The organism is Acinetobacter sp. YH12043, assembly GCF_013419915.1.
Lineage (GTDB): Bacteria > Pseudomonadota > Gammaproteobacteria > Pseudomonadales > Moraxellaceae > Acinetobacter.
In genome coordinates, this window is the sequence record NZ_VOZD01000001.1 from 149182 (window position 1) to 170865 (window position 21684).

22 protein-coding genes, 2 tRNA genes and 1 pseudogene are annotated in these 21684 nt (G+C 42.8%); 10 read left to right on the forward strand and 15 right to left on the reverse strand.

The features are described 5' to 3' along the window. The first annotated feature begins 3 nt into the window (after positions 1-3). Both hemH and FTU01_RS00685 read left to right on the forward strand, forming a co-directional pair. Entirely contained in the window at positions 4-1017 is a 1014-nt protein-coding gene (gene hemH / locus FTU01_RS00680; protein WP_005232454.1) for a ferrochelatase, read from the forward strand. Between the two features lie 21 nt (positions 1018-1038). Continuing rightward, a complete protein-coding gene (locus FTU01_RS00685; protein ID WP_179992858.1) occupies positions 1039-1683 on the forward strand; it encodes an MBL fold metallo-hydrolase in 645 nt (214 codons plus the stop codon). A 32-nt stretch (positions 1684-1715) separates the two neighbouring features. On the opposite strand, the gene FTU01_RS00690 is transcribed toward FTU01_RS00685, so the two are convergent. Further along, a complete protein-coding gene (locus FTU01_RS00690; protein WP_159123930.1) occupies positions 1716-1898 on the reverse strand; it encodes a hypothetical protein in 183 nt (60 codons plus the stop codon). A gap of 154 nt (positions 1899-2052) precedes the next feature. After that, complete coding sequence (locus tag FTU01_RS00695; RefSeq protein WP_166138045.1) at positions 2053-2229, reverse strand: DNA gyrase inhibitor YacG; 177 nt, start codon at positions 2227-2229, stop codon at positions 2053-2055. A gap of 84 nt (positions 2230-2313) precedes the next feature. Here FTU01_RS00695 and FTU01_RS00700 point away from each other — a divergent pair, with 84 nt between their 5' ends. Together FTU01_RS00700 and FTU01_RS00705 are read left to right on the forward strand one after the other, a co-directional pair. Then, a complete protein-coding gene (locus FTU01_RS00700; protein WP_171521881.1) occupies positions 2314-2958 on the forward strand; it encodes an SAM-dependent methyltransferase in 645 nt (214 codons plus the stop codon). Between the two features lie 3 nt (positions 2959-2961). Then, entirely contained in the window at positions 2962-4164 is a 1203-nt protein-coding gene (locus FTU01_RS00705; RefSeq protein WP_180137778.1) for a TIGR03862 family flavoprotein, read from the forward strand. An 83-nt stretch (positions 4165-4247) separates the two neighbouring features. On the opposite strand, the pseudogene FTU01_RS00710 reads toward FTU01_RS00705, so the two are convergent. Then, positions 4248-4826, reverse strand: a pseudogene (locus FTU01_RS00710) (hypothetical protein). 15 nt (positions 4827-4841) lie between these two features. Beyond that, positions 4842-5618 carry a class I SAM-dependent methyltransferase gene (locus FTU01_RS00715; RefSeq protein ID WP_159123924.1) on the reverse strand — a complete coding sequence of 259 codons (777 nt, stop codon included), beginning with the start codon at positions 5616-5618 and terminating at the stop codon, positions 4842-4844. A 113-nt stretch (positions 5619-5731) separates the two neighbouring features. Between FTU01_RS00715 and FTU01_RS00720 the strand changes: the two genes are divergently transcribed. The 3 genes from FTU01_RS00720 to FTU01_RS00730 all read left to right on the forward strand — a co-directional run bounded on the left by FTU01_RS00720 (position 5732) and on the right by FTU01_RS00730 (position 8366). Continuing rightward, entirely contained in the window at positions 5732-7003 is a 1272-nt protein-coding gene (locus FTU01_RS00720) for a hypothetical protein (protein WP_159123923.1), read from the forward strand. 122 nt (positions 7004-7125) lie between these two features. After that, positions 7126-7320, forward strand: coding sequence for a hypothetical protein (locus FTU01_RS00725; RefSeq protein WP_005232434.1), 195 nt, complete (start codon positions 7126-7128; stop codon positions 7318-7320). Between the two features lie 92 nt (positions 7321-7412). Next, positions 7413-8366 (forward strand): 2-hydroxyacid dehydrogenase, encoded by a 954-nt coding sequence (locus FTU01_RS00730; RefSeq protein WP_180137780.1) that lies wholly within the window; start codon positions 7413-7415, stop codon positions 8364-8366. Positions 8367-8404: 38 nt separating this feature from the next. On the opposite strand, the gene FTU01_RS00735 is transcribed toward FTU01_RS00730, so the two are convergent. From FTU01_RS00735 to glyQ, 6 genes are all read right to left on the reverse strand, one after another. Next, complete coding sequence (locus FTU01_RS00735; RefSeq protein ID WP_159123921.1) at positions 8405-8923, reverse strand: hypothetical protein; 519 nt, start codon at positions 8921-8923, stop codon at positions 8405-8407. A gap of 108 nt (positions 8924-9031) precedes the next feature. Next, positions 9032-9511: a hypothetical protein gene (locus FTU01_RS00740; protein WP_159123920.1), complete on the reverse strand. Its 480-nt coding sequence runs from the start codon at positions 9509-9511 to the stop codon at positions 9032-9034. 232 nt (positions 9512-9743) lie between these two features. After that, positions 9744-10133: a hypothetical protein gene (locus FTU01_RS00745; protein ID WP_159123919.1), complete on the reverse strand. Its 390-nt coding sequence runs from the start codon at positions 10131-10133 to the stop codon at positions 9744-9746. 75 nt (positions 10134-10208) lie between these two features. Beyond that, positions 10209-11981, reverse strand: a complete 1773-nt coding sequence (locus tag FTU01_RS00750; protein WP_159123918.1) for an ATP-dependent endonuclease — start codon at positions 11979-11981, stop codon at positions 10209-10211. Positions 11982-12067: 86 nt separating this feature from the next. Then, positions 12068-14137: a glycine--tRNA ligase subunit beta gene (gene glyS / locus FTU01_RS00755; protein ID WP_180137782.1), complete on the reverse strand. Its 2070-nt coding sequence runs from the start codon at positions 14135-14137 to the stop codon at positions 12068-12070. Next, positions 14137-15126, reverse strand: coding sequence for a glycine--tRNA ligase subunit alpha (gene glyQ, locus FTU01_RS00760; RefSeq protein WP_180137784.1), 990 nt, complete (start codon positions 15124-15126; stop codon positions 14137-14139). Before glyQ ends, glyS begins: the two co-directional genes overlap by 1 nt. A 314-nt stretch (positions 15127-15440) precedes the next feature. On the opposite strand from glyQ, the gene FTU01_RS00765 reads away from it, so the two are divergent. Together FTU01_RS00765 and FTU01_RS00770 are read left to right on the forward strand one after the other, a co-directional pair. Next, the gene (locus FTU01_RS00765; RefSeq protein ID WP_180003003.1) at positions 15441-16268 is read left to right on the forward strand and encodes a transglutaminase family protein; all 828 of its coding nucleotides are present in this window, start codon (positions 15441-15443) and stop codon (positions 16266-16268) included. A 198-nt stretch (positions 16269-16466) separates the two neighbouring features. Then, positions 16467-17576: an HPP family protein gene (locus tag FTU01_RS00770; RefSeq protein WP_180137786.1), complete on the forward strand. Its 1110-nt coding sequence runs from the start codon at positions 16467-16469 to the stop codon at positions 17574-17576. A gap of 73 nt (positions 17577-17649) precedes the next feature. Here the strand turns inward: FTU01_RS00770 and FTU01_RS00775 are convergent, their stop codons facing one another. The 3 genes from FTU01_RS00775 to FTU01_RS00785 form a co-directional block, all read right to left on the reverse strand. Next, positions 17650-19059, reverse strand: a complete 1410-nt coding sequence (locus FTU01_RS00775; protein WP_180137788.1) for a DASS family sodium-coupled anion symporter — start codon at positions 19057-19059, stop codon at positions 17650-17652. Positions 19060-19143: 84 nt separating this feature from the next. Beyond that, complete coding sequence (locus tag FTU01_RS00780) at positions 19144-19926, reverse strand: sulfite exporter TauE/SafE family protein (RefSeq protein WP_159123914.1); 783 nt, start codon at positions 19924-19926, stop codon at positions 19144-19146. A 180-nt stretch (positions 19927-20106) separates the two neighbouring features. Then, positions 20107-20379 (reverse strand): PspC domain-containing protein, encoded by a 273-nt coding sequence (locus FTU01_RS00785; protein ID WP_034169835.1) that lies wholly within the window; start codon positions 20377-20379, stop codon positions 20107-20109. 250 nt (positions 20380-20629) lie between these two features. Here FTU01_RS00785 and FTU01_RS00790 point away from each other — a divergent pair, with 250 nt between their 5' ends. Beyond that, a complete protein-coding gene (locus FTU01_RS00790) occupies positions 20630-21316 on the forward strand; it encodes a hypothetical protein (RefSeq protein ID WP_180053049.1) in 687 nt (228 codons plus the stop codon). Positions 21317-21472: 156 nt separating this feature from the next. Here FTU01_RS00790 and FTU01_RS00795 read toward each other — a convergent pair. Continuing rightward, a tRNA-Lys gene (locus FTU01_RS00795) sits at positions 21473-21548 on the reverse strand. Positions 21549-21605: 57 nt separating this feature from the next. Beyond that, positions 21606-21681 (reverse strand) — tRNA-Lys (locus tag FTU01_RS00800). Positions 21682-21684 lie beyond the last annotated feature (3 nt).

Sequence of the window (21684 nt, forward strand, 5' to 3'; positions counted from 1 at the left end):
TGCATGTTTTCTACAGCTAAACCAAAAGTTACGATTATATTGGCAAATTTAGGCACACCCGATGCACCGACTGTGCCGGCAGTACGCGATTTCCTGAAGCAGTTTTTATCTGATCAGCGTGTCATTGAAATTCCCAAGCCGATCTGGCAACTCATCCTGCGTTTATTTATTTTACCGTTCCGTCCCAAGCGAGTTTCCCAGGCTTATGCACAGGTCTGGGGTCAGGATTCACCGATGCGTGAGATTCTGCTGCAGCAGGTGAGTCAAGTAAAGGCCAAACTCATTGAACAATATCCGCAATTTGAACTGAATGTGGTGCCTGCCATGACTTATGGCAATCCTAATATTCAGGCTGTCCTTGATCAGATTTCGGCTCAACCGCAAGATCATATTATTCTGTTTCCGTTATTTCCCCAGTATTCAGCGACCTCTACCGCACCTCTGTATGATGCAGTCGCAAAATGGGTATTGAAACAGCGCAATTTACCTGGTTTGTCGATTATCCGCGATTATTATCAGCATCCCTTATTTATTCAGTCACTGGCACAAAGTGTTCGGGATTATCAGGCGATTCATGGGCAGCCGGAAAAACTATTGATGTCATTTCATGGTATCCCGCAGCCCTATGCCGATAAAGGTGATCCTTATGCGGATCGTTGCCGGATCACAGGCAAACTGGTTGCAGAAGCTTTAGGTCTATCTGAAGATCAATATGCAATTAGTTTCCAGTCCCGGTTTGGTAAACAGGAGTGGGTTAAGCCTTATACGGATGCCTTAATTGAAGAGTGGGGCAAACAGGGCGTGAAATCAATTCAGGTGATGAGTCCGGCTTTCTCGGCCGACTGTTTGGAAACACTGGAAGAGCTGGCCATGGAAAATGGAGAGACCTTCAAGGCCAATGGCGGGGAAAGCTACAGTTATATTCCGGCTTTGAACAACCGTGAAGATCATGTGCAATTGCTCAATACGCTGTTACAGGCTAATCTTGAAGCATTGAATCAGACGCTTGCCCATTAATCTTTTGAGGTTTCTTATCCTATGTTACAAGTCAAAATTGTTCCTGTGACTGCATTTCAGCAAAACTGCTCGATTCTTTGGGATAGCGACAGTAAAGAGGCTGTTTTGATTGATGCAGGGGGCGAACCTGAAAAATTAAAAGCGGAAGTAGAAGCACTGGGCTTAACGGTCAAGGCTTTATGGCTGACTCATGGCCATCTCGATCATGCTGGAGCAGTTGGTGCTTTAAAAAAAGTTTGGGATGTGCCGGTGATTGGTCCGCATAAGGACGATGCATTCTGGCTGGATATGATTCAGGAAGTGTCTACCCGTTACGGTTTTCCGATTCCGGAAAAAGTAGAAGTCACGCAATGGCTGGAAGGTGGAGAAGTTCTCAAGCTAGGTGATGAAGAGTTTGAAGTACGTTTTGCCCCAGGCCATACTCCAGGTCATGTGATGTTCTATAACAAGAATCATGCTTTGTTATGGACAGGGGATGTACTGTTTAAAGGCTCAATTGGACGGACAGATTTCCCGCGTGGCGATCATCAGCAGTTACTCGATTCAATCCAGCGCGAATGTTTTAGCCTGCCGGATGAAACCCGGTTTATTTCAGGACATGGTCCGATCAGCAATATTGGTTTTGAAAAGCAGCATAACCCTTTTGTAGCGGGAAAAGCAGGTTAAAGTAGTTGAAAAGATCAGCCTAGCTGATCTTTTTATTTGCTAAAAGGATTATTTAAAGACTGACGGGTTTGTGCATAGATTAGCCAAGTCATAATAACAAGCAGAACACCGACAATAATAAATAAGCCATCCTGCTGGAAAATGCCTATTCCTAATGACAATATCGCAAGTATTCCTACCCCAATTAAAATGATCTTTAGAATAATGTAGCCCATGTTCTTGCTCTAAAATAATGTGATATTTCTGCGTAAGAACATAGTATTAAACTGGCATATGTGCTGTTAACTTGTGTTGGTTTTCTATAAGCCTTTTATAAAAATCATGTGATTATTTAGGATATGCTTAATGTGATAGGATATTTTAAAAGGTTCAGTCTTCTTCAGAAGATTCAGCTGCGGGAGCATCTTGGGTTGGCAGTTTGTATTCCTCACTGGCCCAAGCGCCTAGATCAATCATTTTGCAGCGTTCCGAGCAGAAAGGACGAAATTCATTATTTTCCCAAGTGGTCAGTTTGCCACAGCGTGGACATTTTAAAGTGGTTGACATCAGCACACTCCCTAGAAAAATAAAGCTTCGATTAGGCAAATATAACTGCACTTGTTAGACTTATACAGTTTTTATTAGTTTGATCTGATTATGTCGATTCGTCAATTTCAAGCACAGCGTATGCATGCGCCTCGTGATTTCCAAAGTATCAGTTCTGAACCGGTTTGTGTGGAAATCGGTGCGGGCAAAGGTAAACACGCATTGCTCTTTACCCAGATCAATCCAGACAGCAAGCTGATTGCGATCGAACGGACTCGAGAGAAATTTTTAGCCATGCAAAAACAGCATGCGCTGGAAGGACAACCGAATTTACAGACAGTTCATGCCGATGCCTTGCCTTGGATTGTGCATGCTCTCTATCCAGCGCAAGTCGAACAGTTTTTTATTTTATATCCGAACCCTGAGCCGCATAACCCGGCGCAGCGCTGGTTGAATATGCCATTTTTTGAGTTTTTATTATCGCGTTTAAAAACCGGTGGCACGATTACTTTAGCCAGCAATATTCCTGAATATATTGATGAAGCAGAACAGCAGGTTCAAAACCTGTGGAAGCTGCCTTTCGTTAAAGAAGTCATTGGCCAAGACTCGGCAAGAACTCATTTTGAAATTAAATATCTAGAGCGTGGTGAGTTGTGCCAGCAATTGATTATTAGTAAACCGGAAGGCTATACAACACGTTTTGATGAGTTTCAGCCGCTACAAGGGCAGAATGCGAGTTCAGCGGAATAAGCCATGACGAAGCATATTGCAATTGTGGGTGCTGGCCCGGCAGGCTTGATGGCTGCAGAAGTTCTGAGCCAGTCTGATTATGAAGTTCATGTGTTTGAACAGAAGCCTTCGGCTGCCCGTAAATTCCTGATGGCTGGGAAAACCGGCCTAAATATTTCTCATGCCGAACCCGTCGAGCAGTTTGTGCAGCGTTATGATCAGGTAGACTGGTTAGAACCTTGGATCAAACGCTGGGATGCGATATGGATTCAAAACTGGATGAAAGATCTTGGCATTGAACCTTATATTGGTTCTTCAGGTCGAGTTTTTCCTACAGAAATGAAAGCCGCTCCACTATTGCGTGTCTGGTTAAAACGTTTAACTGAGCAAGGGGTACAATTTCATTATCGTCATCAAATTCTAGATCTGAAAAATCATCAGCTACAGATCCATGATTTAAAAAATGATTGCGCATTCACAGAAAACTTTGATGCGATTGTTTTGGCTTGTGGTGCAGTGTCATGGTCAAAACTCGGCAGTGATGGGAAATGGCAAGCATGGCTTGATTGCAGTGAGATTGAACCTTTCCAAGCCAGTAATGCGGGTGTGGAATATCCATGGTCTAAGTTTATGCAGCCAATCTTCGGTCAGCCCCTAAAACGGGTCGAGGCTTGGGTTGATGGCGGTGACAAGACCATGGGAGATATCGTGATCAGTCACTATGGTCTGGAAAGTGGTCTAATCTATAAACAGGACCGGGGACTGCGTCAACAGCTGAAACAGGGTCAGCCAATGCAGCTGAATCTGGATCTTTTTCCGGATCAAACCTTAGAGCAGCTGGCTAAAAAATTACAGCCAAGTAAAAAGCAGTCTTTGAATAATATCTGGCGGAAAGCAGGTCTGGATGGTGCAAAAGCTGCTCTGGTGCGTGAACTGTTACCAAAGCCGCTTTGGCAAAATGCTACTGAATTAGCACAGCAGATTAAGCAATTGAAAATTCCTTTAACAGGTTTCCGTCCTATACAGGAAGCGATTAGCTGTGCAGGTGGTGTTAAACGCGAGGTTCTGTCAGAGCAGCTTCAGCTTAAATCCAATCCCCATGTGTTCTTATGTGGTGAGATGCTGGACTGGGATGCGCCTACAGGAGGGTATTTACTCACCGCCTGCTTTGCCACTGGACGTGCAGCCGCAGAAGGGGTGCAGCACTATTTAGCTCAAGCTCAATAATCCGCATTCATCAGAAATTGAAAATTAAATCTTAGTGCTGCCTATAAAATTTCAGGAAGTGTCTGCTTCCTGAACTGTATTATTTATTGTGCTGGGGCTTTATTTGCAGTGGTCATCTCTGGATATTGTGAACGCCACCGTTCCAGTTGCTCCTGGGCATGCAGATATTTGCCCAGACCTTTTACATTTTCACTGGCTTCATTCACAGTAGTGGCCTGAGATTTCGGACTATTCACCAGTTTTTCCTGATGTTCCCAGTATTGATACATTAAACCCTGAATATAACGGCCCTGTTCAGTTTTCAGCTCCAGATCTTTGAGCATATTTAGCGAAGACTGGACATGATCGCGTTGACGTTGCTGGACAAATTCCGGAGTCAGATTGTCATCATTGCGCATGCCATTGAGCTCAGCTTCCAGATCCGCGCTCATTTCCTGAAAACGTTCTTCATAGTCATTCAAGACAGCAATATCATGGGGATCATCTTCCGTTTTAGGGAAGTTTTTCACGGGTCCAGTTTTCAATTCCTGCATGATTTCCTCTGATGCAGAGTTTTCTGTTTCTTGCTGTTCTACAGATTGTTAACTTTTCTGGTCACAGGCCATTAAAAACATGGCAGCAGTGAAAAGTGCAGTTCGTGACATCAATTGAATCGTGTGCATGATTGAATCCTGTTCCTAATTATTTTTCTTGAATACATAAACATAGGTGACATAAGGGAAATTAATCATATCTTCTGCACCCTTGTCCGTATAGTTTTTGATAATTTGTTCGAATTGCTGCTTGAGCTGTTGTTGCTGTTCTTTTGGTAGTGCGGCAATAAAGCTGGTTGATAATAAGCGTTTGGAGACTACCTGCTCGACAGGGCCATGCTGCAGCTGGCGCATTTGCGTTTCAGCATAAGGCTGAAAGAGATTCTGTTCTTCAAATACTTTACGCCAGGCACCACTATAATATCGTGGTGTATCGCCTTCCAGTGGTGCAATACAATCTGCCAGGGCTTTGACCCAGTCGACTGTAATATCTCGTTGGTTCCAGACCAGTACCAGAAAGCCTTGAGGTTTAAGTACCCGATCTAGCTCCTTTAAGGTTTCCAGATTGGAAAACCAGTGAAATGACTGTGCACAAAACACGGCATTCACGCTATGATTGGGCAGGGGAAGCTGGTGGCTCATCCCTTCAAGGGTATGAATATCCGGATGTGCCAGTTTTAACTGGGCCAGCATCTCAGGGACAGGATCAATGGCGGTGATGTGGCTGCTGAGCGGGCGCAAATAGGGAATAAATTTACCTGTTCCTGTTCCCAAATCAACAAGATCTGCATCTACAGGCAAGGACAGTGTCTCAGCAAGCCATGGGCTAAGATCTGCCGGGTAGTCAGGGCGTACCTGCTGATAAAGCTCAGCCGCTGCACTAAACCCCTGTTGAGCTGCAGGATGCAGTGATTGTGTCATATTTTGCGCTTTTTAATCTTTTTCATCGATATAAAATAGCATATTCACTTTTTCGGCCCTATTCATTGAGTGAATTGTTGCCGAAAAGTTAGATTCACCAGCACGGGAAAGTTATGGATAAGCAGATTGTTTTTGAAGATGAGCATATACGCGCAATTTTTATGCCGGGGTCATCTTCAGAATTGATTTTTTCATTTGGAGATTTGATTACCCGTGCCAAGGGCTTGAGCATCAATGCCGAAAAATCATTAGCGAAATTTGAATTTAATGTTTTGGGAATCATGCCCAAACATAAATCCTGGTTTCCAAAAAGTTCCATGTGGAACATGTTGCAAGCCATTGCCGAGCTGATTGCACCGTTTCAGCAGCGCATTGCCTATGGTGGCTCCATGGGTGGCTATGCTGCGATTAAATATTCCAATCTGCTGAATGTTCAGCGAGTGGTCGCGATGGTGCCGCAATATTCGATTGATCCGGAAGATGTCGAAGATGCCCGCTACAACATGTTTTACCAGCCCGAGCTGAATGAAGGCATGCGGATTGAGGCAGAAGATGTCAGTCCGGAACGGGAATATATTCTGGTATATGACCCGTATTGCACCGAAGACCGGGTACATTACCTGAAACTAGAAGCCGTACTTCCGCAGCATCATGTACTGCATCTGCCATTTACCGGCCATGACGCCATCGCTGTTCTGGCCAGCTCCGAGCTGCTGTATGACTTTTTATTGCATGACTATGATGAAAGTTATTTCTACCAGAAAATGCGTCGGGTCAAGAAAAACAGCAAGTTCTATTATCGTAAGGTGATTGAGAATATCTTGCCGAGGCATCGTTTTGCTTTAGGGCGTATCCTGAAAAATAATGATCTGTTGCTGGATACCCAATTTTTTGATGCAGCGCAAAAACAGGTGATTTTGCGTGAATTGCTGAGTAATAAACAGGTCGATCAGCAGGATCTGCTTAAGCTCGGAATTCACGTCAATCTGCCGCAGGAAAAGCGCCAGTTATTGCTGGATGCCTATGGACATGCACTGGTCTTTAATGTGATCAGCAACAAGATCGAAAGCTATACCGGTGATGCGATTGCACTGAACCATAAATTCCTGATTCCAATCTATGCCAAAGGTAATGGCTTGCTGACCATCAATCTGAATGATGAACGTTATCTGGTAGTGATGAATGATCGGCATATTATGAAACTGGTCAAGGAGCAGGATGAATTAAATGTAGGCATGCATCCGATTATCATGAAACGCTATGCTGATTTTTATATGTTCAGCTATAAACATCTGAATTTGCATACAGATGAATACGGCGCTTCCGGTTTCGTTGACGCAAGTGACAAAAATACACAGTTTGTGACACGAAGTGAAATGAACTAACCAAAAAATTTATCTAAAAAACAAATACTTGACTTATGTTTGCTAAGGCCTAATATGGTCTTAGGCGGTATGAAAAATAGTCACACCGCTCCCGGTTGTTTATATGACAAGGGAGTAAATATATGCAATCCAAACAAGTTACAAGTATTTGTTTTATTCTTGGACTGATGCTGCCTAATTTTGCACACGCGGAAAGTGTGCATCCTGCAGTGATCTTGCTCAGTTCTTCTCTTATTTTTCTGATCTTTCTCAGTGTATATGTGATTTATAAGGTGCGCCGTTCTCTGCGTAACCATATTGATAAGTCTGTAGATTAACCACTTCTGACAGTAAGTTGCTTGAAAACCCTGCAGGACTTGTTTTAAATGGCAATCAAAATAAATTGTCAAACAAGGTTGAGGGTAGCGCCATGAAAGCCGCTTATTTAGATTATGCTTCTTTAGACCAACAGGATTTGGACTTTCAGGCACTACATGCAGTATTTGATCAGCTGGTCTTATACCCGGCCACATCGGCTGCTGAGATTCAGTCTCGTGTGGCCGATGTCGATGTCATCATTACCAACAAAGTTATGATTGACGCGGCAACCATCCAGCAATGCCCTCAACTGAAACTGATCCTGATTTCTGCTACGGGCACCAATAATGTCGATCTGGCTGCGGCCAAGGCATGTGGCATTGTGGTGTGTAACTGTCAGGCTTATGGCACCTCTGCCGTCGCTCAGCATACCCTTATGCTGATGCTCAATCTGGCCACTTCATTTTTAACCTATCAACGTGCAGTACAGCAGGGCGAATGGCAAAAGGCCAGCCAGTTCTGTCTATTGGGTGCGCCAATTGTAGAATTGGCAGGCAAGACCTTAGGTATTGTCGGTTATGGTGAGTTGGGCCATGCTGTTGCCAGACTGGCTGAAGCCTTTGGTATGAAAGTACTGATTGCAGCTTTGCCCAACCGTCCAGCAGATGATTCCCGTATTCCATTTGCAGAGTTATTGCCACAAGTGGATTTTTTAAGCCTGCATTGCCCTTTAACGGAAGATACCCGTCATTTAATCAGTCATGCCGAACTGGACACGATGAAACCAAGTGCATTTTTAATTAACTGTGCACGTGGCGGAATCGTTGATGAACAGGCATTGGCTCAGGCCTTATGCGAAGGCAAAATTGCCGGTGCTGCGACGGATGTACTTACCGTGGAGCCACCAAAAGAAGGCAATGTATTGCTCGATGCCTCAATTCCTAACCTGATTGTTACACCGCACAATGCCTGGGGTAGTATCGATGCCCGTCAACGCATTGTGGATCAGATGGTTGAAAATGTAGCAGCCTTTAAGCAAGGTCAGCCCATCCGTCAGGTAAATTAAAAATTATTAAATAAAAACTAAATGCTGATCAAATTCGATCAGCATTTTTTTCGGTTTGCTGGTGTGATGTATTTATCTAATAGCTTTAAAAATTCACTCTGAACCAGTGCAGACCGGGGGTTAAATATAATCTCCTGATAGACCCGCTTAAATTCGGGTACCCGTTCATCGGGACGCTTGTCATAAGATGTTCGATAATGGGTTTCAAACATATAAATCAGATGATTCTGCGAGAAATAAGCAGTTCGATAACTATAAATGTCATCTCTCTGAGTCCCGATTCTTAATTTACACATATCCTTGATCCGATACAGATCGGCATTATTGCCAGAGGCGGGCCTAAATTCAGCTTCATCGAGGTTTTGAATATGCTGGATTTTTTCACCTTCAGTTTTGTGGTTATAAGAGGCGGCACTAGACAGGCTCGGGATGGAGGATAATTCGTCATCAATCGCAGCAATTGAGGTCACGGTTTCACCTGAAACCAGTAAAGTGATGTATAGAATAGCTACGCCACACAGAATGCCGGCGATAAAGCTGAGGAGATTTTTTTTCATTTTTATTATCTTCTCATGATTTTATTTGAGTTCAGTCTAAAGAAAGACTCAACTATCTTCAATGCTTAAAAGAAAAAGCCCGTAATGGGCTTTTTTCAATGCGATGATTTAAAGATCATCTACTGCATAACTGGTTGCTGTACCGGAACTTGATTGGGATTGTGATACCGGTGAATTTTGAGTTGCGGTAGATGGCTGACTCAAAGGCTGTTGCACGATTGGCGTCTGTTGTGAATTGCCGCGCCAGACTTCACGGGTTTGCTGAATTTTCTGACCCGTTTGCTGTGCTGCCTGAGTCGCTCCCTCATCTACTTTCTGGATGGTATCTGATGCCGCAGACTTGGTATTGCCCCAGGCACGGTCTACACCCGGTTTGATTTTGGCAATGCCTTTTTCAGTGACTTCACCTACTTTTTCAGCGGTATTGATAACACCTTCCTGTGCTTTATAGGCAAACACATGCAGCAGGTTCGGATTCTCACCATAAGGTGCAATCGGTTTAGTGGTTTGGGTGGTTTCAGTCTGTGCAAATGCAGGTGCACAGAACATTAAAGCTGTCGTTAAAATAATTGGGGTTTTGATATTCATTATGGATCGACCTCGAATTCGTCAAAGAGCGGTCTGAGTTTGGTTTTCAGTGTAACGGATAATCAGCCAAAAACAATGAATAAGCTGTGAAGAGAGTATAGGTTCAGCGTAGTTTGATGCGAGGATCTTATAATTTTTAAAAGGAAGAAAAGGCAGTTTAAATCAGAAGAAAAATTAAATTTCTGTTCATTCAAATAAATAGCCCCATTTTCAAAAAAACAGGGCGATTTGTTTAGTCACATTGAGTCAGGGCATCTTTGGCAAAATGATTGCGCAGAGTTACAAAGTTCTTTTGTACCGCAGCATCATGCAGGTCAAATTTTTGTGCTGTGCTGGTTCCGTCGCGCTGGAAAGTTGCTGAGCCGGCATCAATCAGGGTCATGCCTTTAAATGACCATTGTTCAACTGAACGGTTGTTACCGATGTCGCCAGTAAATTCAATCACGCATTTGTCGAGGAACTTGGTCAGTTTCGCCTTATTATTGGTTGTTTCTGGAATAACTTCGAGATTTTTTACTTCCTGTAATACACCCAGTTCCAGTTGTGGAATGGTGGGTTGAGATGTACATGCTGTAAGTGCGATACCCGCAAGAGTCGTCATAATGAGTGTTTGAAATTTCATGCGCTTCTTTCTTGTTGAGTGTTGTTGGAATGAGTATATGAAATATATAGGGATATGCCTATAGTTACTCCACTTTTAGCTAATCCACTCTATAGCATCTCTCAAATGTTCGTAATCACTTACTAATTCTTCAATAGATTCATTATTTATAAGAGCAGTATTAAATCTACGCCATTCTTGTTCTCTTTTAGAATTAAAACCATAAACAGCCTCAATACCTCCTGTACACCATATGTATATGCCTTTAACTTTTAGAGAATTATGAATGTTTTTTAGTATGGGTTTGGCTTCAGGTAGTTGAGCTAGAGCTTTAAACTTTTTTGCACCGATTTGTCTTAAGGACGAACAGTCTTTGACATGATCCTGACAAATATTCAAATCAGGTAAGTCCTTATTTCTCTCTACTAAACTTCTAAACTCTTCAAAATAATGAGCATTAGAATCATCAATTAGATCCCAATCCTTACAATTACCGATAAAATCAAGATCTGTAAGAATTCTTGAAGGAATTCCAAGAGCACCTAAAACTTTTTGAATAGGTAAAAGACTGGTTTTACTATCAGCAGAAACTAGAGATAGTTTTTTGAGATGAAAAGGGCGTTTATGTATTTTAGTATATATGTTAGGAAGAACTCTAAGCTCAGTTTTTCCTTCTACTAAAAGGACTTCATCACTAAAAAATATTTGAGAAGCATTATTTAACTTAAATACTTCATAAAAATGACTAGGATACTTAGCATTAAGAGATTCGATAATTTCTGAAATAGGCTTTCTTGCTTGTGTGCCTAACTCTGGAGATTTATGAATTTGTAAAGCATTAATTGCATGTTCAGAGGACAAAAGACTTGCGGAATGCGTAGAAAATAAAATCTGGTAACCTGAATTACTGAGAGTCATTAATGCATCACGTACAAGTTCAATAGTTGTAGGATGTAAATAGAGTTCAGGTTCATCAATACAAATAATAGTATTTGATCTTCTTGAGCTAGGATTCTTTTGCTGTAAGTCAGCCAAATATCTAATAAGAGCCATTTGGATTGAGCGCTGAGTACCGTGCCCAAAATTATTAAAATCTCTTTCTGTATGTGTATCTTCAAATATTTTCAAAGTCCCACTTTTAAAAATATCTTCGATGGTTGGGGTTGGGAAATGCAGCTTTACCGATATATTTGGAAAAAAGTCATTAATTATTTCATTTATACCTGTATCGACTTTACTCAATGCAGGAATTCTATTACTTCCATCATGTGATAAAAGATTAGAAACAGATTCCAAACTTGTTATAAAATCTTGTTGATAGTTTTCTTGAATCTCTAAAGAAATCAGTTCAAGAAGTTTAGATATTGCTGTCCCACTTTTATTTTTTGTTGAATCCTCATGAGCATCTGTCATGGCTTCAATATGAATGAATTTTGGAAAAATTTTTATAATTGATTGTTCAATACCGGAAGGGATAGATTTCCACTCCTTACCATCAAATAAGGTAGCAACTATCTTCTGTTTTTCATTTCTATCGAGGAAGGTTCTTCTTTTAATTTTTAATTCTTCATTTTGTATAAATGGTCGAAGCTTATTTGCATGATCCTCTTCTAATAAATTTAATAAGTCATCTTTGATGTTGGTTAGGAGAGCTGTTACTTCTATGGGTTCTTCACAATTATTTGCATTTGCATAGTAGTTAAAAGATTTAACACTTAAGCCTTCTAAAAGAAATTTAATAGCCAAAAGAATATTTGATTTACCCGCATTGTTATAACCAATTAGAGCGGTGAAATTTTTTAAACATACCTGAGTATCTTTACATGACCTAAAATTCAAAATCTCCAATTCTTTAATAATTACACTCATTATCAGCCCTAATATATTGTTTATAAAAATAAAAAACCCCGCTAATGTTATAGCGGGGTTTCGTGTGTTTTACAACCAATTAGGTTTTAGTGTTGAAGTACTGAAATATCTGCAACTTTAGTGAACAGATCACGAAGCTGAGCAAGCAGACGTAAACGGTTTGCTTTTAGTTCAGCATCATCCGCCATCACCATTACACCATCAAAGAATGCATCTACTGGTGCGCGTAAGGCAGCCAATGCAGATAACGCAGCAGTGTAATCTTTAGAAGCAAACAGCGGCTCAACCACTGGTGTGATTTTCGCAAGTTCAGCAAATAATGCTTTTTCAGCCTCTTCCACCAGATTGGCTTCAACCACAGCACCTTCAGGTGCAGCTTCTTTGGCAAGGATGTTGGCAACACGTTTGTTGGCAGCAGCAAGTGCAGCAGCTTCAGGCAATGCACGGAAGTGATTTACCGCATTTACACGCTTGTCAAAATCAAGAGGTGATTTAGGTGACAGTGCTTGAACAGCCTGGATCACGTCAACATCAACGCCTTGGTCTTCGTATTTCGCACGGTAACGACCTTCAAGGAATGCAACTGCATCTGCCAAAGTCTTCTCATGGTCTTTCAATACATCGCCATAAGCAGCTAGAGCCAGCTTAATCAGGTCTTCGATTGAAACATCCAGTTCATTTTCAGTCACCAGACGCAGGATACCAATCGCAGAACGACGTAGCGCAAATGGGTCTTTAGAACCTGTTGGTGCCTGACCGATACCGAAAATACCAGTCAAGGTATCTAAACGATCCGCAAGAGCAATCGTTGTACCCGTTTTAGTCTTAGGCAGAACGTCACCCGCGAATTTAGGTAAATACTGCTCACCTAAAGATTCAGCCACTTCATCATTTTCGCCTTCAAGACGTGCGTAGTAAGTACCCGCGATCCCTTGAAGTTCCGGGAATTCACCGACCAGCTCAGAAGTTAAGTCGCATTTTGCAAGTAAAGCTGCTTTTTCAGCATCTTCAGCTTTGGCACCGGTAATCGGAGCAAGCGCGACAGCCAGTTTGGCAATACGTTCAGACTTGTTCCACAAAGTACCCAGTTGTGCCTGGAATACCATGTTGGCCAGTTTCTCTTTACGAGACGCAAGCGGTTGTTTCTGATCTTGCAGGAAGAAGAATTCTGCATCTGACAGACGCGGACGAACTACTTTTTCGTTACCTTCAATGATTTGAGTCGGATCTTTAGACTCAATATTTGAAACGGTAATGAAGTAAGGCTGTAATTTGTTTTCAGCATTCACCAGACAGAAATACTTCTGGTTGTCCTGCATCGTGGTGATCAGTGCTTCTTGAGGAACTGCAAGGAAGCGTTCTTCAAAGCTGGCACGAAGAGCAACTGGCCATTCAACCAGAGCAGTGACTTCGTCACGCAGATCCGCAGGAACAATGGCAATCGCATTCACTTCATCAGCCAGCGCTTTGACTTGCTGATCGATGATTGCTTGACGCTCTTCAAAAGACGCAATCACTTTCGCAGCGCGCAGGGCATCCAGATACGCATCTGCATTGGCCAGAATAATCGCTTCAGGCGCATGGAAACGGTGGCCATAAGTCACGTTGCCTGCTTTATGATCCTGAATGGTTGCATCAATCACATTGCTGTCTTTTAACAAGACCACCCATTTTACCGGACGAACGAATTCAGTACGGCTAGCAGCAGAACGCATGCGTTTTGCGATTGGCAATTGATCCAGAGCATGTTGCAGGATTTGTGGCAGTAAAATGTCAAGGCTTTGGCCTTTCACATCTTTCAGGTAGCAGACTTTTTCAACTTTACCGGCCTGGAAAGTAGACACCTGATCAACCGTAATGCCTTGACCGCGCATAAAGCCTTCAAGTGCTTTGGTTGGTTTGCCTTCAGCATCATAAGCCGCTTGCACAGCAGGACCGTCAAAACGTTTTTGCGTATCCGCTTGAGCAGCATCAACATTTACGATTTTAAGTGCCAGACGACGTGGCGCTGCATAAGCTTCGATCGCATCGAAAGCCAGACCCGCATCTTTTAAGCCTTTTTCAGTTTCAGCTTTTAAAGCATCACGTAATTTTTTCAGGCTTTTTGGAGGAAGTTCTTCACAGCCAAGTTCAAATAAAACTGTATGTTTAGACATTATTTGTTCTCCGCTGATTTTTCTGCTTGAGCCGCTTCTGCTTCTACTTGAGCTTTAAGCTGAGCCAGGACTTCGTCACGTAGGTGAGGTTCTGCCATTGGGAAACCAAGTTTCGCACGTGCTGCTACATAGCTGTTTGCAATGGCACGTGCCAAAGTACGCACACGTAAAATATAACGTTGACGTTCAGTCACCGAAATCGCACCACGTGCATCTAATAAGTTAAAGCAGTGTGATGCTTTAATCACTTGCTCATAAGCAGGTAATGGCAGTTCAGCTTCGATTAAACGGGTCGCCTCAGCTTCGTAGAAATCGAACAGTTCGAACATTTTTTCTACTGGTGCATATTCGAAGTTATAAGTCGATTGTTCTACTTCATTTTGATGGAACACATCGCCATACGTCACAGTACCGAACTGACCTTTGGTCCAAACCAGATCGTAAACTGAGTCTACACCTTGCAGATACATCGCCAGACGTTCCAGACCATAAGTGATTTCACCGGTTACTGGGTAGCATTCAACACCACCGACTTGCTGGAAGTAAGTGAACTGAGTCACTTCCATGCCGTTCAGCCAAACTTCCCAGCCTAGACCCCAAGCACCCAGTGTTGGAGATTCCCAGTTATCTTCCACGAAACGGATGTCGTGAACTAAAGGATCAATACCGATCGCTTTCAAAGAATCTAGGTAAATCTGCTGGATATTATCCGGGTTTGGCTTAAGCACAACCTGGAACTGATAGTAGTGTTGCAGACGGTTCGGGTTCTCACCATAACGGCCATCTTTAGGACGGCGTGATGGCTGAACATAAGCAGCGTTCCAGGTTTCAGGACCTAGCGCACGAAGGAAAGTTGCAGTGTGGAATGTCCCTGCACCCATTTCCATGTCGTAAGGCTGTAACACGACGCAGCCTTGCTCCGCCCAGTAGTTTTGTAAGGCAAGAATTAAGCCTTGGAAGGTATCAATATGCGATATGGCGCGACTCATGGTCATCCACTTAAAATTAGAGAAAAATTGTGCTTGATTATAAGGATTTTACAGGGGAGTGGCAAAGGGTTAATACGCTGAAAATATTTTGGAAAAAATTAAAATGGTCTTTATTCATGCCAGATTTTGCGCGGCTTTGCTGCAATTTTATGCTGGAATAGCAATGGGGTGAGATCCAAAAATCAGGAATAAATCAGATGTATAGCATCCTGTTCACTGAAGCGCGATAAAGTTAAACTGATCTCATACGATTGCGGTCCTAGAATTAGTTTAATCTTCACACAATATAATAATGCCTAATAATAAGGAACTTCATGACCACTTACCAAATTCAGTGCCATTTAAAATACAAGATTGTGCAACCTACCGAATTTATTTTTATGGTTCAGGTCGCCCATCATCCCGATCAGAATATTCTCGGAGAACAGCTCACTATGAATATGCCGGTCAAGTGGCATGAATTTCAGGATGCTCAGCATCAAAACCGTCATATCCGGTTGCAACTCGAACCCTGTGAGGCATTTGAACTGAACTATAGCGCGACAGTTACCCGTCAGCCGAGCATTCCGAATGATCTGAGGCAAAACTTGAGTGAAGTCAAAATTCCAGACCTGCCGGATGAAGTACTACCTTATTTGCTGGCCAGCCGCTATTGCAATTCAGATTTATTACTAGAAATGGCGAAACGTTCATTTGGCTGGATGATACCCGGCTATACGCGTGTAAAAGCCATCGAACAGTGGATTTATAACAATATTTTTTATGTCTCTGGCTGTTCTGATCAGTTTACGACTGCAACGGATGTGCTGGTCCACCGAGCAGGTGTATGCCGTGACTTTGCTCATTTGGGCATTGCGCTGTGTCGTGCTTTAGGAATTCCGGCACGCATGGTGGTCGGTTATGTGGAAATTGAAAAATTTTTACCCGATTTTCATGCCATTTTTGAAGCCTATCTGGAAGGAGGGTGGGTGCAGTTTGATCCGACCCGTTTAGCCCCGGTCGACGAGCTGATTCGCATTGGTACTGGGGTAGATGCCGGAGATGTAGCATTTTCAACCTATTATGGTCAGGTCGAGCTGCTCAAAATCGAACCTCTGATTAAATCTGGTTCTCATAGCGAAGCTGAGACTAAAATCACCTGACATGAATGATCTTATTGAAAATCCTATGAGAGATTGAATAGTAAAATAGGACTAGATGGATGGTTTTTCTCTGGTGTGTGACTTAGCTTTTTAAACAGCATCCATTTAAGTGTAATTAAAAGATATAAAATAAATACATCTTTAAAGCGACTAGTTTTATAATGCGCTAAATCTGTAAACATTAAAATCAGGCGCGCCGTGTTCCATTCCAATCTCGACTGGCTCAATACCTTAAAACCGAATTTTAAAGTTCTTCCACTCAAGGACCGTTTACTCTGCGGTATTGGGGCACTACTGGGTCTCACGGTATCATCATTACTGAGTTTATGGATTCTGGGTGATTTTGAAGCCTGGTATATTGCGCCGATGGGGGCCTCATCTGTGCTGCTGTTTGCAGTTCCGGCCAGTCCCTTGGCACAGCCCTGGAATATTCTGGTAGGTAATACTATTGCTGCGGTAGTGGGTGTGACCTGTGCCTTGTTTATTGCCAGTCCGACCGAAGCTTTTAGTCTAGCGGTAGCTTTGGCTATTATCCTGATGATGACCACCGATTCCCTGCATCCACCGAGTGGTGCTGTGGCTATTACGGCGGTACTCGGCGGCAATGCGGTGCATGAACTCGGCTATGCTTTCGTTTTCTATCCGGTGCTGCTGAATTCGATCTTATTGATGGTAATTGCGATCGTCTTTAATCGAATGATTGGCAAGCGTTATCCGCAGCAGGCGCAATTGAATACCCGTTCCAAAGATCCGACCCCGACCCAGAAAGTCACTATTCAGCCGCAAGATATTCAGGAAGTACTAGATCAGCAAACTGAGCTGCTGGACATTAGTGAATATGACCTGCAAAAGATTATTCTGGAAGCGCAGGACCGAGCCAATGCCCGTGCGGTCAACCAGTTTACCTGTCAGGACATTATGACTAAAGACGTGGTGACCCTGCATGCTAATGATAATATTCAGCATGCACTGGATAAATTTAAAGAAATGAACCTGATGAGCCTGCCGGTGGTTAATGCGGAAGGCAAGCTGGTGGGAACGCTGGCCATGTATCAGGTGGTAGAATGGTTTAAACGTGCTGCAGATGTGCGCGGCAGCTGGGAACATCAAGTCAAACATATTATGACCCGCAAAGTGGTCACTGTGCAGCCATTGCAGCCGATTCAGGATCTGGTGCCCTATTTTGTGGAGCGTTCCTTTAACTATATTCCGGTAGTGAGTGAGCAGCGTCTGGTCGGAATTATCAGCCGCGCAGATATTATCGCTGCCCTGAATCAGGAACTGAACCATTTTAAAATGAGAGCTTAAAGCTGTTTTGAATAGTTCTGAAAAAAAAGCACCCTCGGGTGCTTTTTAATTTGGAATCTGGATTTATTTAAACTTAGATAAAGAACCAGTAAATAAACAGGGAAACCAAGAAAATACACATGATATTCAGGACAAAGCCGACTTTCATCATTTCACTTTGTTGAATATGGCCAGTACCAAACACAATCGCATTCGGTGGTGTCGCCACAGGTAGCATGAAGGCACAAGAAGCCCCAATCCCGATCACAATCACCAGAATCTCTTTAGGCATACCCATCTGGTCGGCAATGGCGGCAAAGACCGGAACCAGTAAGGCAGCTGAGGCAGTATTACTGGTAAATTCAGTCAGGAAGATGATGAAGGTTGCCACAACGAAGATAATTACGAGAGGCGAGGAGTCACCGAAAGCATTTGCCAGTGTTTGACCTAAAACCAGAGAACTGCCTGAATCCTTCAAGACAGCACTTAAGGTCAAGCCGCCACCAAACAGATAGAGCACGCCCCAATCGGTATTTTCAGCAACCTGTTTCCATGTAGCCGTACCCAGAATCACCACCAGACAGGCTGCCAGAATCGCGATCCAGGTATCAGGCTGTGAAATACCGAAATTTTCAGTCAATTTTTTACTGAAAATCCAGGCCATCGCCGTACAGAGGAACAACACCATCGTCGCAATACGGGTGGTGGTCCAGGGAATATTTTCGGTGACAAAATTCACCTTATGATTCAGCTTTGGACGCAGCACCAGATACAGACTGATCAACATTGCTGGCAGGATGATGAACATCATTGGTAGGCCGACTTTCATCCAGTCAGCGAAGTCATAACCGAGGGCTTTGGCTGCAATCGCATTCGGTGGAGAACCGACGATGGTGCCCAAGCCACCAATACTGGCTGAATAGGCAATCCCGAGCAGAATAAATACAAAGGTTTTACGATCTTTTTCAACATCCAGATGCGCAAGTAAACCCAGCGCCAGAGGCAACATCATAGCTGCGGTGGCGGTATTGGAAATCCACATCGACAGGGCAGCAGTTACTAAAAAGATAGCCAGTACCGAAGCACCGAGATGTCCACCGGAGAGCGAGATAATCCATGTGGCAATCTTCTTGTCCAGTTTCTGGATATGCAGCGCCGTAGCCAAAGCAAAACCACCAAAAAACAGGAAAATCACGGGATCGGCAAAGGTAGCGAGTGCTGCCTGCATGCTAATCGGTACCAGTTCATCACCATCTGCCATCGGCATACTCAATACAATCGCCAGTACCGGTATGAGTAGGGCTGTAATCGTAATATGCAGGGCTTCGGTCAGCCATAGAATGGCGATAAAGGTCAGTAGGGCCAATCCCTTATTGGCATTTTCGTCATAGGGTAAAATATGATACAAGCCATAAGAGATCACGGCAGCGATCACAATTAAAATCCAGCCTTTGCGAATTCCTTTTGGCATGGCATTAGTCGGGGTGCGTAAAGGGTCGTTCATACAACCTCCTTGCTCAACTTTTTTATTTAAAAGCGTTTTTGAAATTCTTATAAAAGTGAATATGTGTTTTGATTAAAAAAGATATTATTTAAACAGTATAGTAGAGTGTTGTAATAATCCCACACTTTGCCAAAGTGCGTAAATCCCCAGTCCAAATAGAAAAAACAGCACCAGATATTTGAAATGTTGCTGGGAAAGTCGATGCCGTATTTTTCCACCCAGCCAGACGCCGATGAGTGCAAATAACGTGATTCCGAGCAGGATATGTCGCTGATGGGTTTGTAAAGAAATGAGGATCGGGAAGAGTAAGGTCAACTGCACCAGTTTGCTGGCAATAAAGTTGAGATTACTGATAATGACGATATCAGTTTTGGAGAGCTGACAGCTAAGCAGATACATCATCAGGAAGGGTGCCATGGCATTGGTTGCACCTCCAATCATGCCGGCCAGTAAACCGAATCCTAGCATACTGAGCTGACTGCTACTGACCCGAAGCGGAGTAGAGCGTAACTGATCCAGTACATAGAAAATAATCACCAGACCCAGTAATAATTTAAGATAGCCTTCATTGATCCAGATGAGTAATTTGACCCCCAGCACACTACCGACCAAGCTGCTTAACATGAGTGGCCAATAGCGTGAGACATAATAGCAAATGCTCTGCAACAAGCTATGTTTTGGATCGCTATTGAGCATCCAAAGGTTCAATAACAGGCAGGGGAGAATCACCAGGGTGACTGCTGTACTTAAGGCATATTCACTGGATAGGGCAGCCGTACTCAGCATAGGAAAGCCAAAACCACTGACTCCATGCAGTAATGCCGCGATCGCACACAGCCAAAGTACAATCCATTCTGCCTGCGTCATCTGAAATCCATTTCAAGTAGAAAGTATCAACTTATCCTGAATAGGCGAGCAGGGTAAAGCATAAAATGGTAATAAGACCAAAACCTAAAAATCAGACAAAAAAAACCACGATCTTTTGGGGGAAGGACCGTGGCATAAAAATTTCACCATATGAATATTTAGGTGAAAGAGGAAACGATTTTATCGGTAGTCTTTATCCTGATTCACGGTACGCACAGGACGTTCATAATCAGTTCTGCTCGCAGCATAATCAGGCATAGAATTCTTTTTTGGCATCACTAACCATAGAACCAGATAAACTAAGATACCCGGGAAAGCAGCACTCATGACCGAAATAATCACGAAGATCAAGCGTAATAAATTTGCGTTCCAACCAAAACGTTCAGCAATACCACCCATTACACCTGCAATCATGTTTGAGCGGTTAGAGCGATATAAACCAACATTGGCCATCCAAGTCTCCTGATAGAAAAAATAAGATTGAGTCTAAAAAATGACTCATATTTATAAGAATGGAGTTTTATCTAAATTTTTAAAGTATCTATTGAAAATAAATTCGTTAAGTAATGTTACGGGAGATTAAATAATCCTTAAAAAATCACTAAGATCATAAAAATTCCATTGAATTCATTATTAAAACTTATAAGTTTTCAGTGAGTCGTCTGCCTATATAGATGTGCACCCCTTCAGGTATATTTTTAAAATGAAATCGAATGTATCGCATCATTTAAGTGGTTTATGCCGGCTTGGATTTGTGCTGGGAAGTGTTGCAGGACTGATTGCCTGTGATGACCATCAAAGCAAACCCTTACCTGATACTACGAAAACTTTGGCACAAGATGGCGTAGTCATCTCCGCCGCCAATGAAAGTTATGACACCCGTAATGCTAAATCGCTCACCCAGACTGCAACCTATAATGCATTGCCTGTAGAACCAAATGTCGATCCTAAACCTGTACCGGATTATGCCAAAAGCTATGTCGGGCGTTATCTTACCCAGATTGATTGTGACGGACGGTTTGCACCTTGTACGGAAGGGAAATCGGTGTTTATTTTGACTTTATTGCCAGATGGTACAGTGCATCGCAGTATCGTGCATTATGGCAAAGTCTTTGTGAATAATTCCAGACGAGTTCAGACCGAAAGCAATGTGACCTATCGTAAGGACCGCTGGACGATTAATCCGGAACAAACTGAACTGATCGTGGACCGTAAAGAGGGGGCAAAATTCTATTATACAATTAAAAGCCCAACCCATCTGGTCATGAATCTGGAAAAAATTTATGACGAAAAAGAACGGGCAAACCAGCAGTTATTTGATCAGGGTTATCCTGCACCTTCTAAAGCGTATGAGCTGGTCAAAGATTCTGAATTTAAGATCACTGAATAAAAGCAATAGAGTTTCTAAAGAATTTAAAACAGAGTAAATGGAAATGGCGATTCTAAAATTGTCAGGATGAATTGCGCTTAAATAAAAAGAATGAACTGAATAATATAGGAAATATTATAAGAATATTGAAAGAAGAAATAAATATAGAGGGGAGAATGGTGGGCCGTCCGCGACTCGAACGCGGGACCAATGGATTAAAAGTCCACTGCTCTACCAACTGAGCTAACGGCCCATTCGGGTAATCAAAGTAGCTTTGATTGAAGTTTCTAAAAAGAGATTTTAGAAATGATGGTGGGCCGTCCGCGACTCGAACGCGGGACCAATGGATTAAAAGTCCACTGCTCTACCAACTGAGCTAACGGCCCATC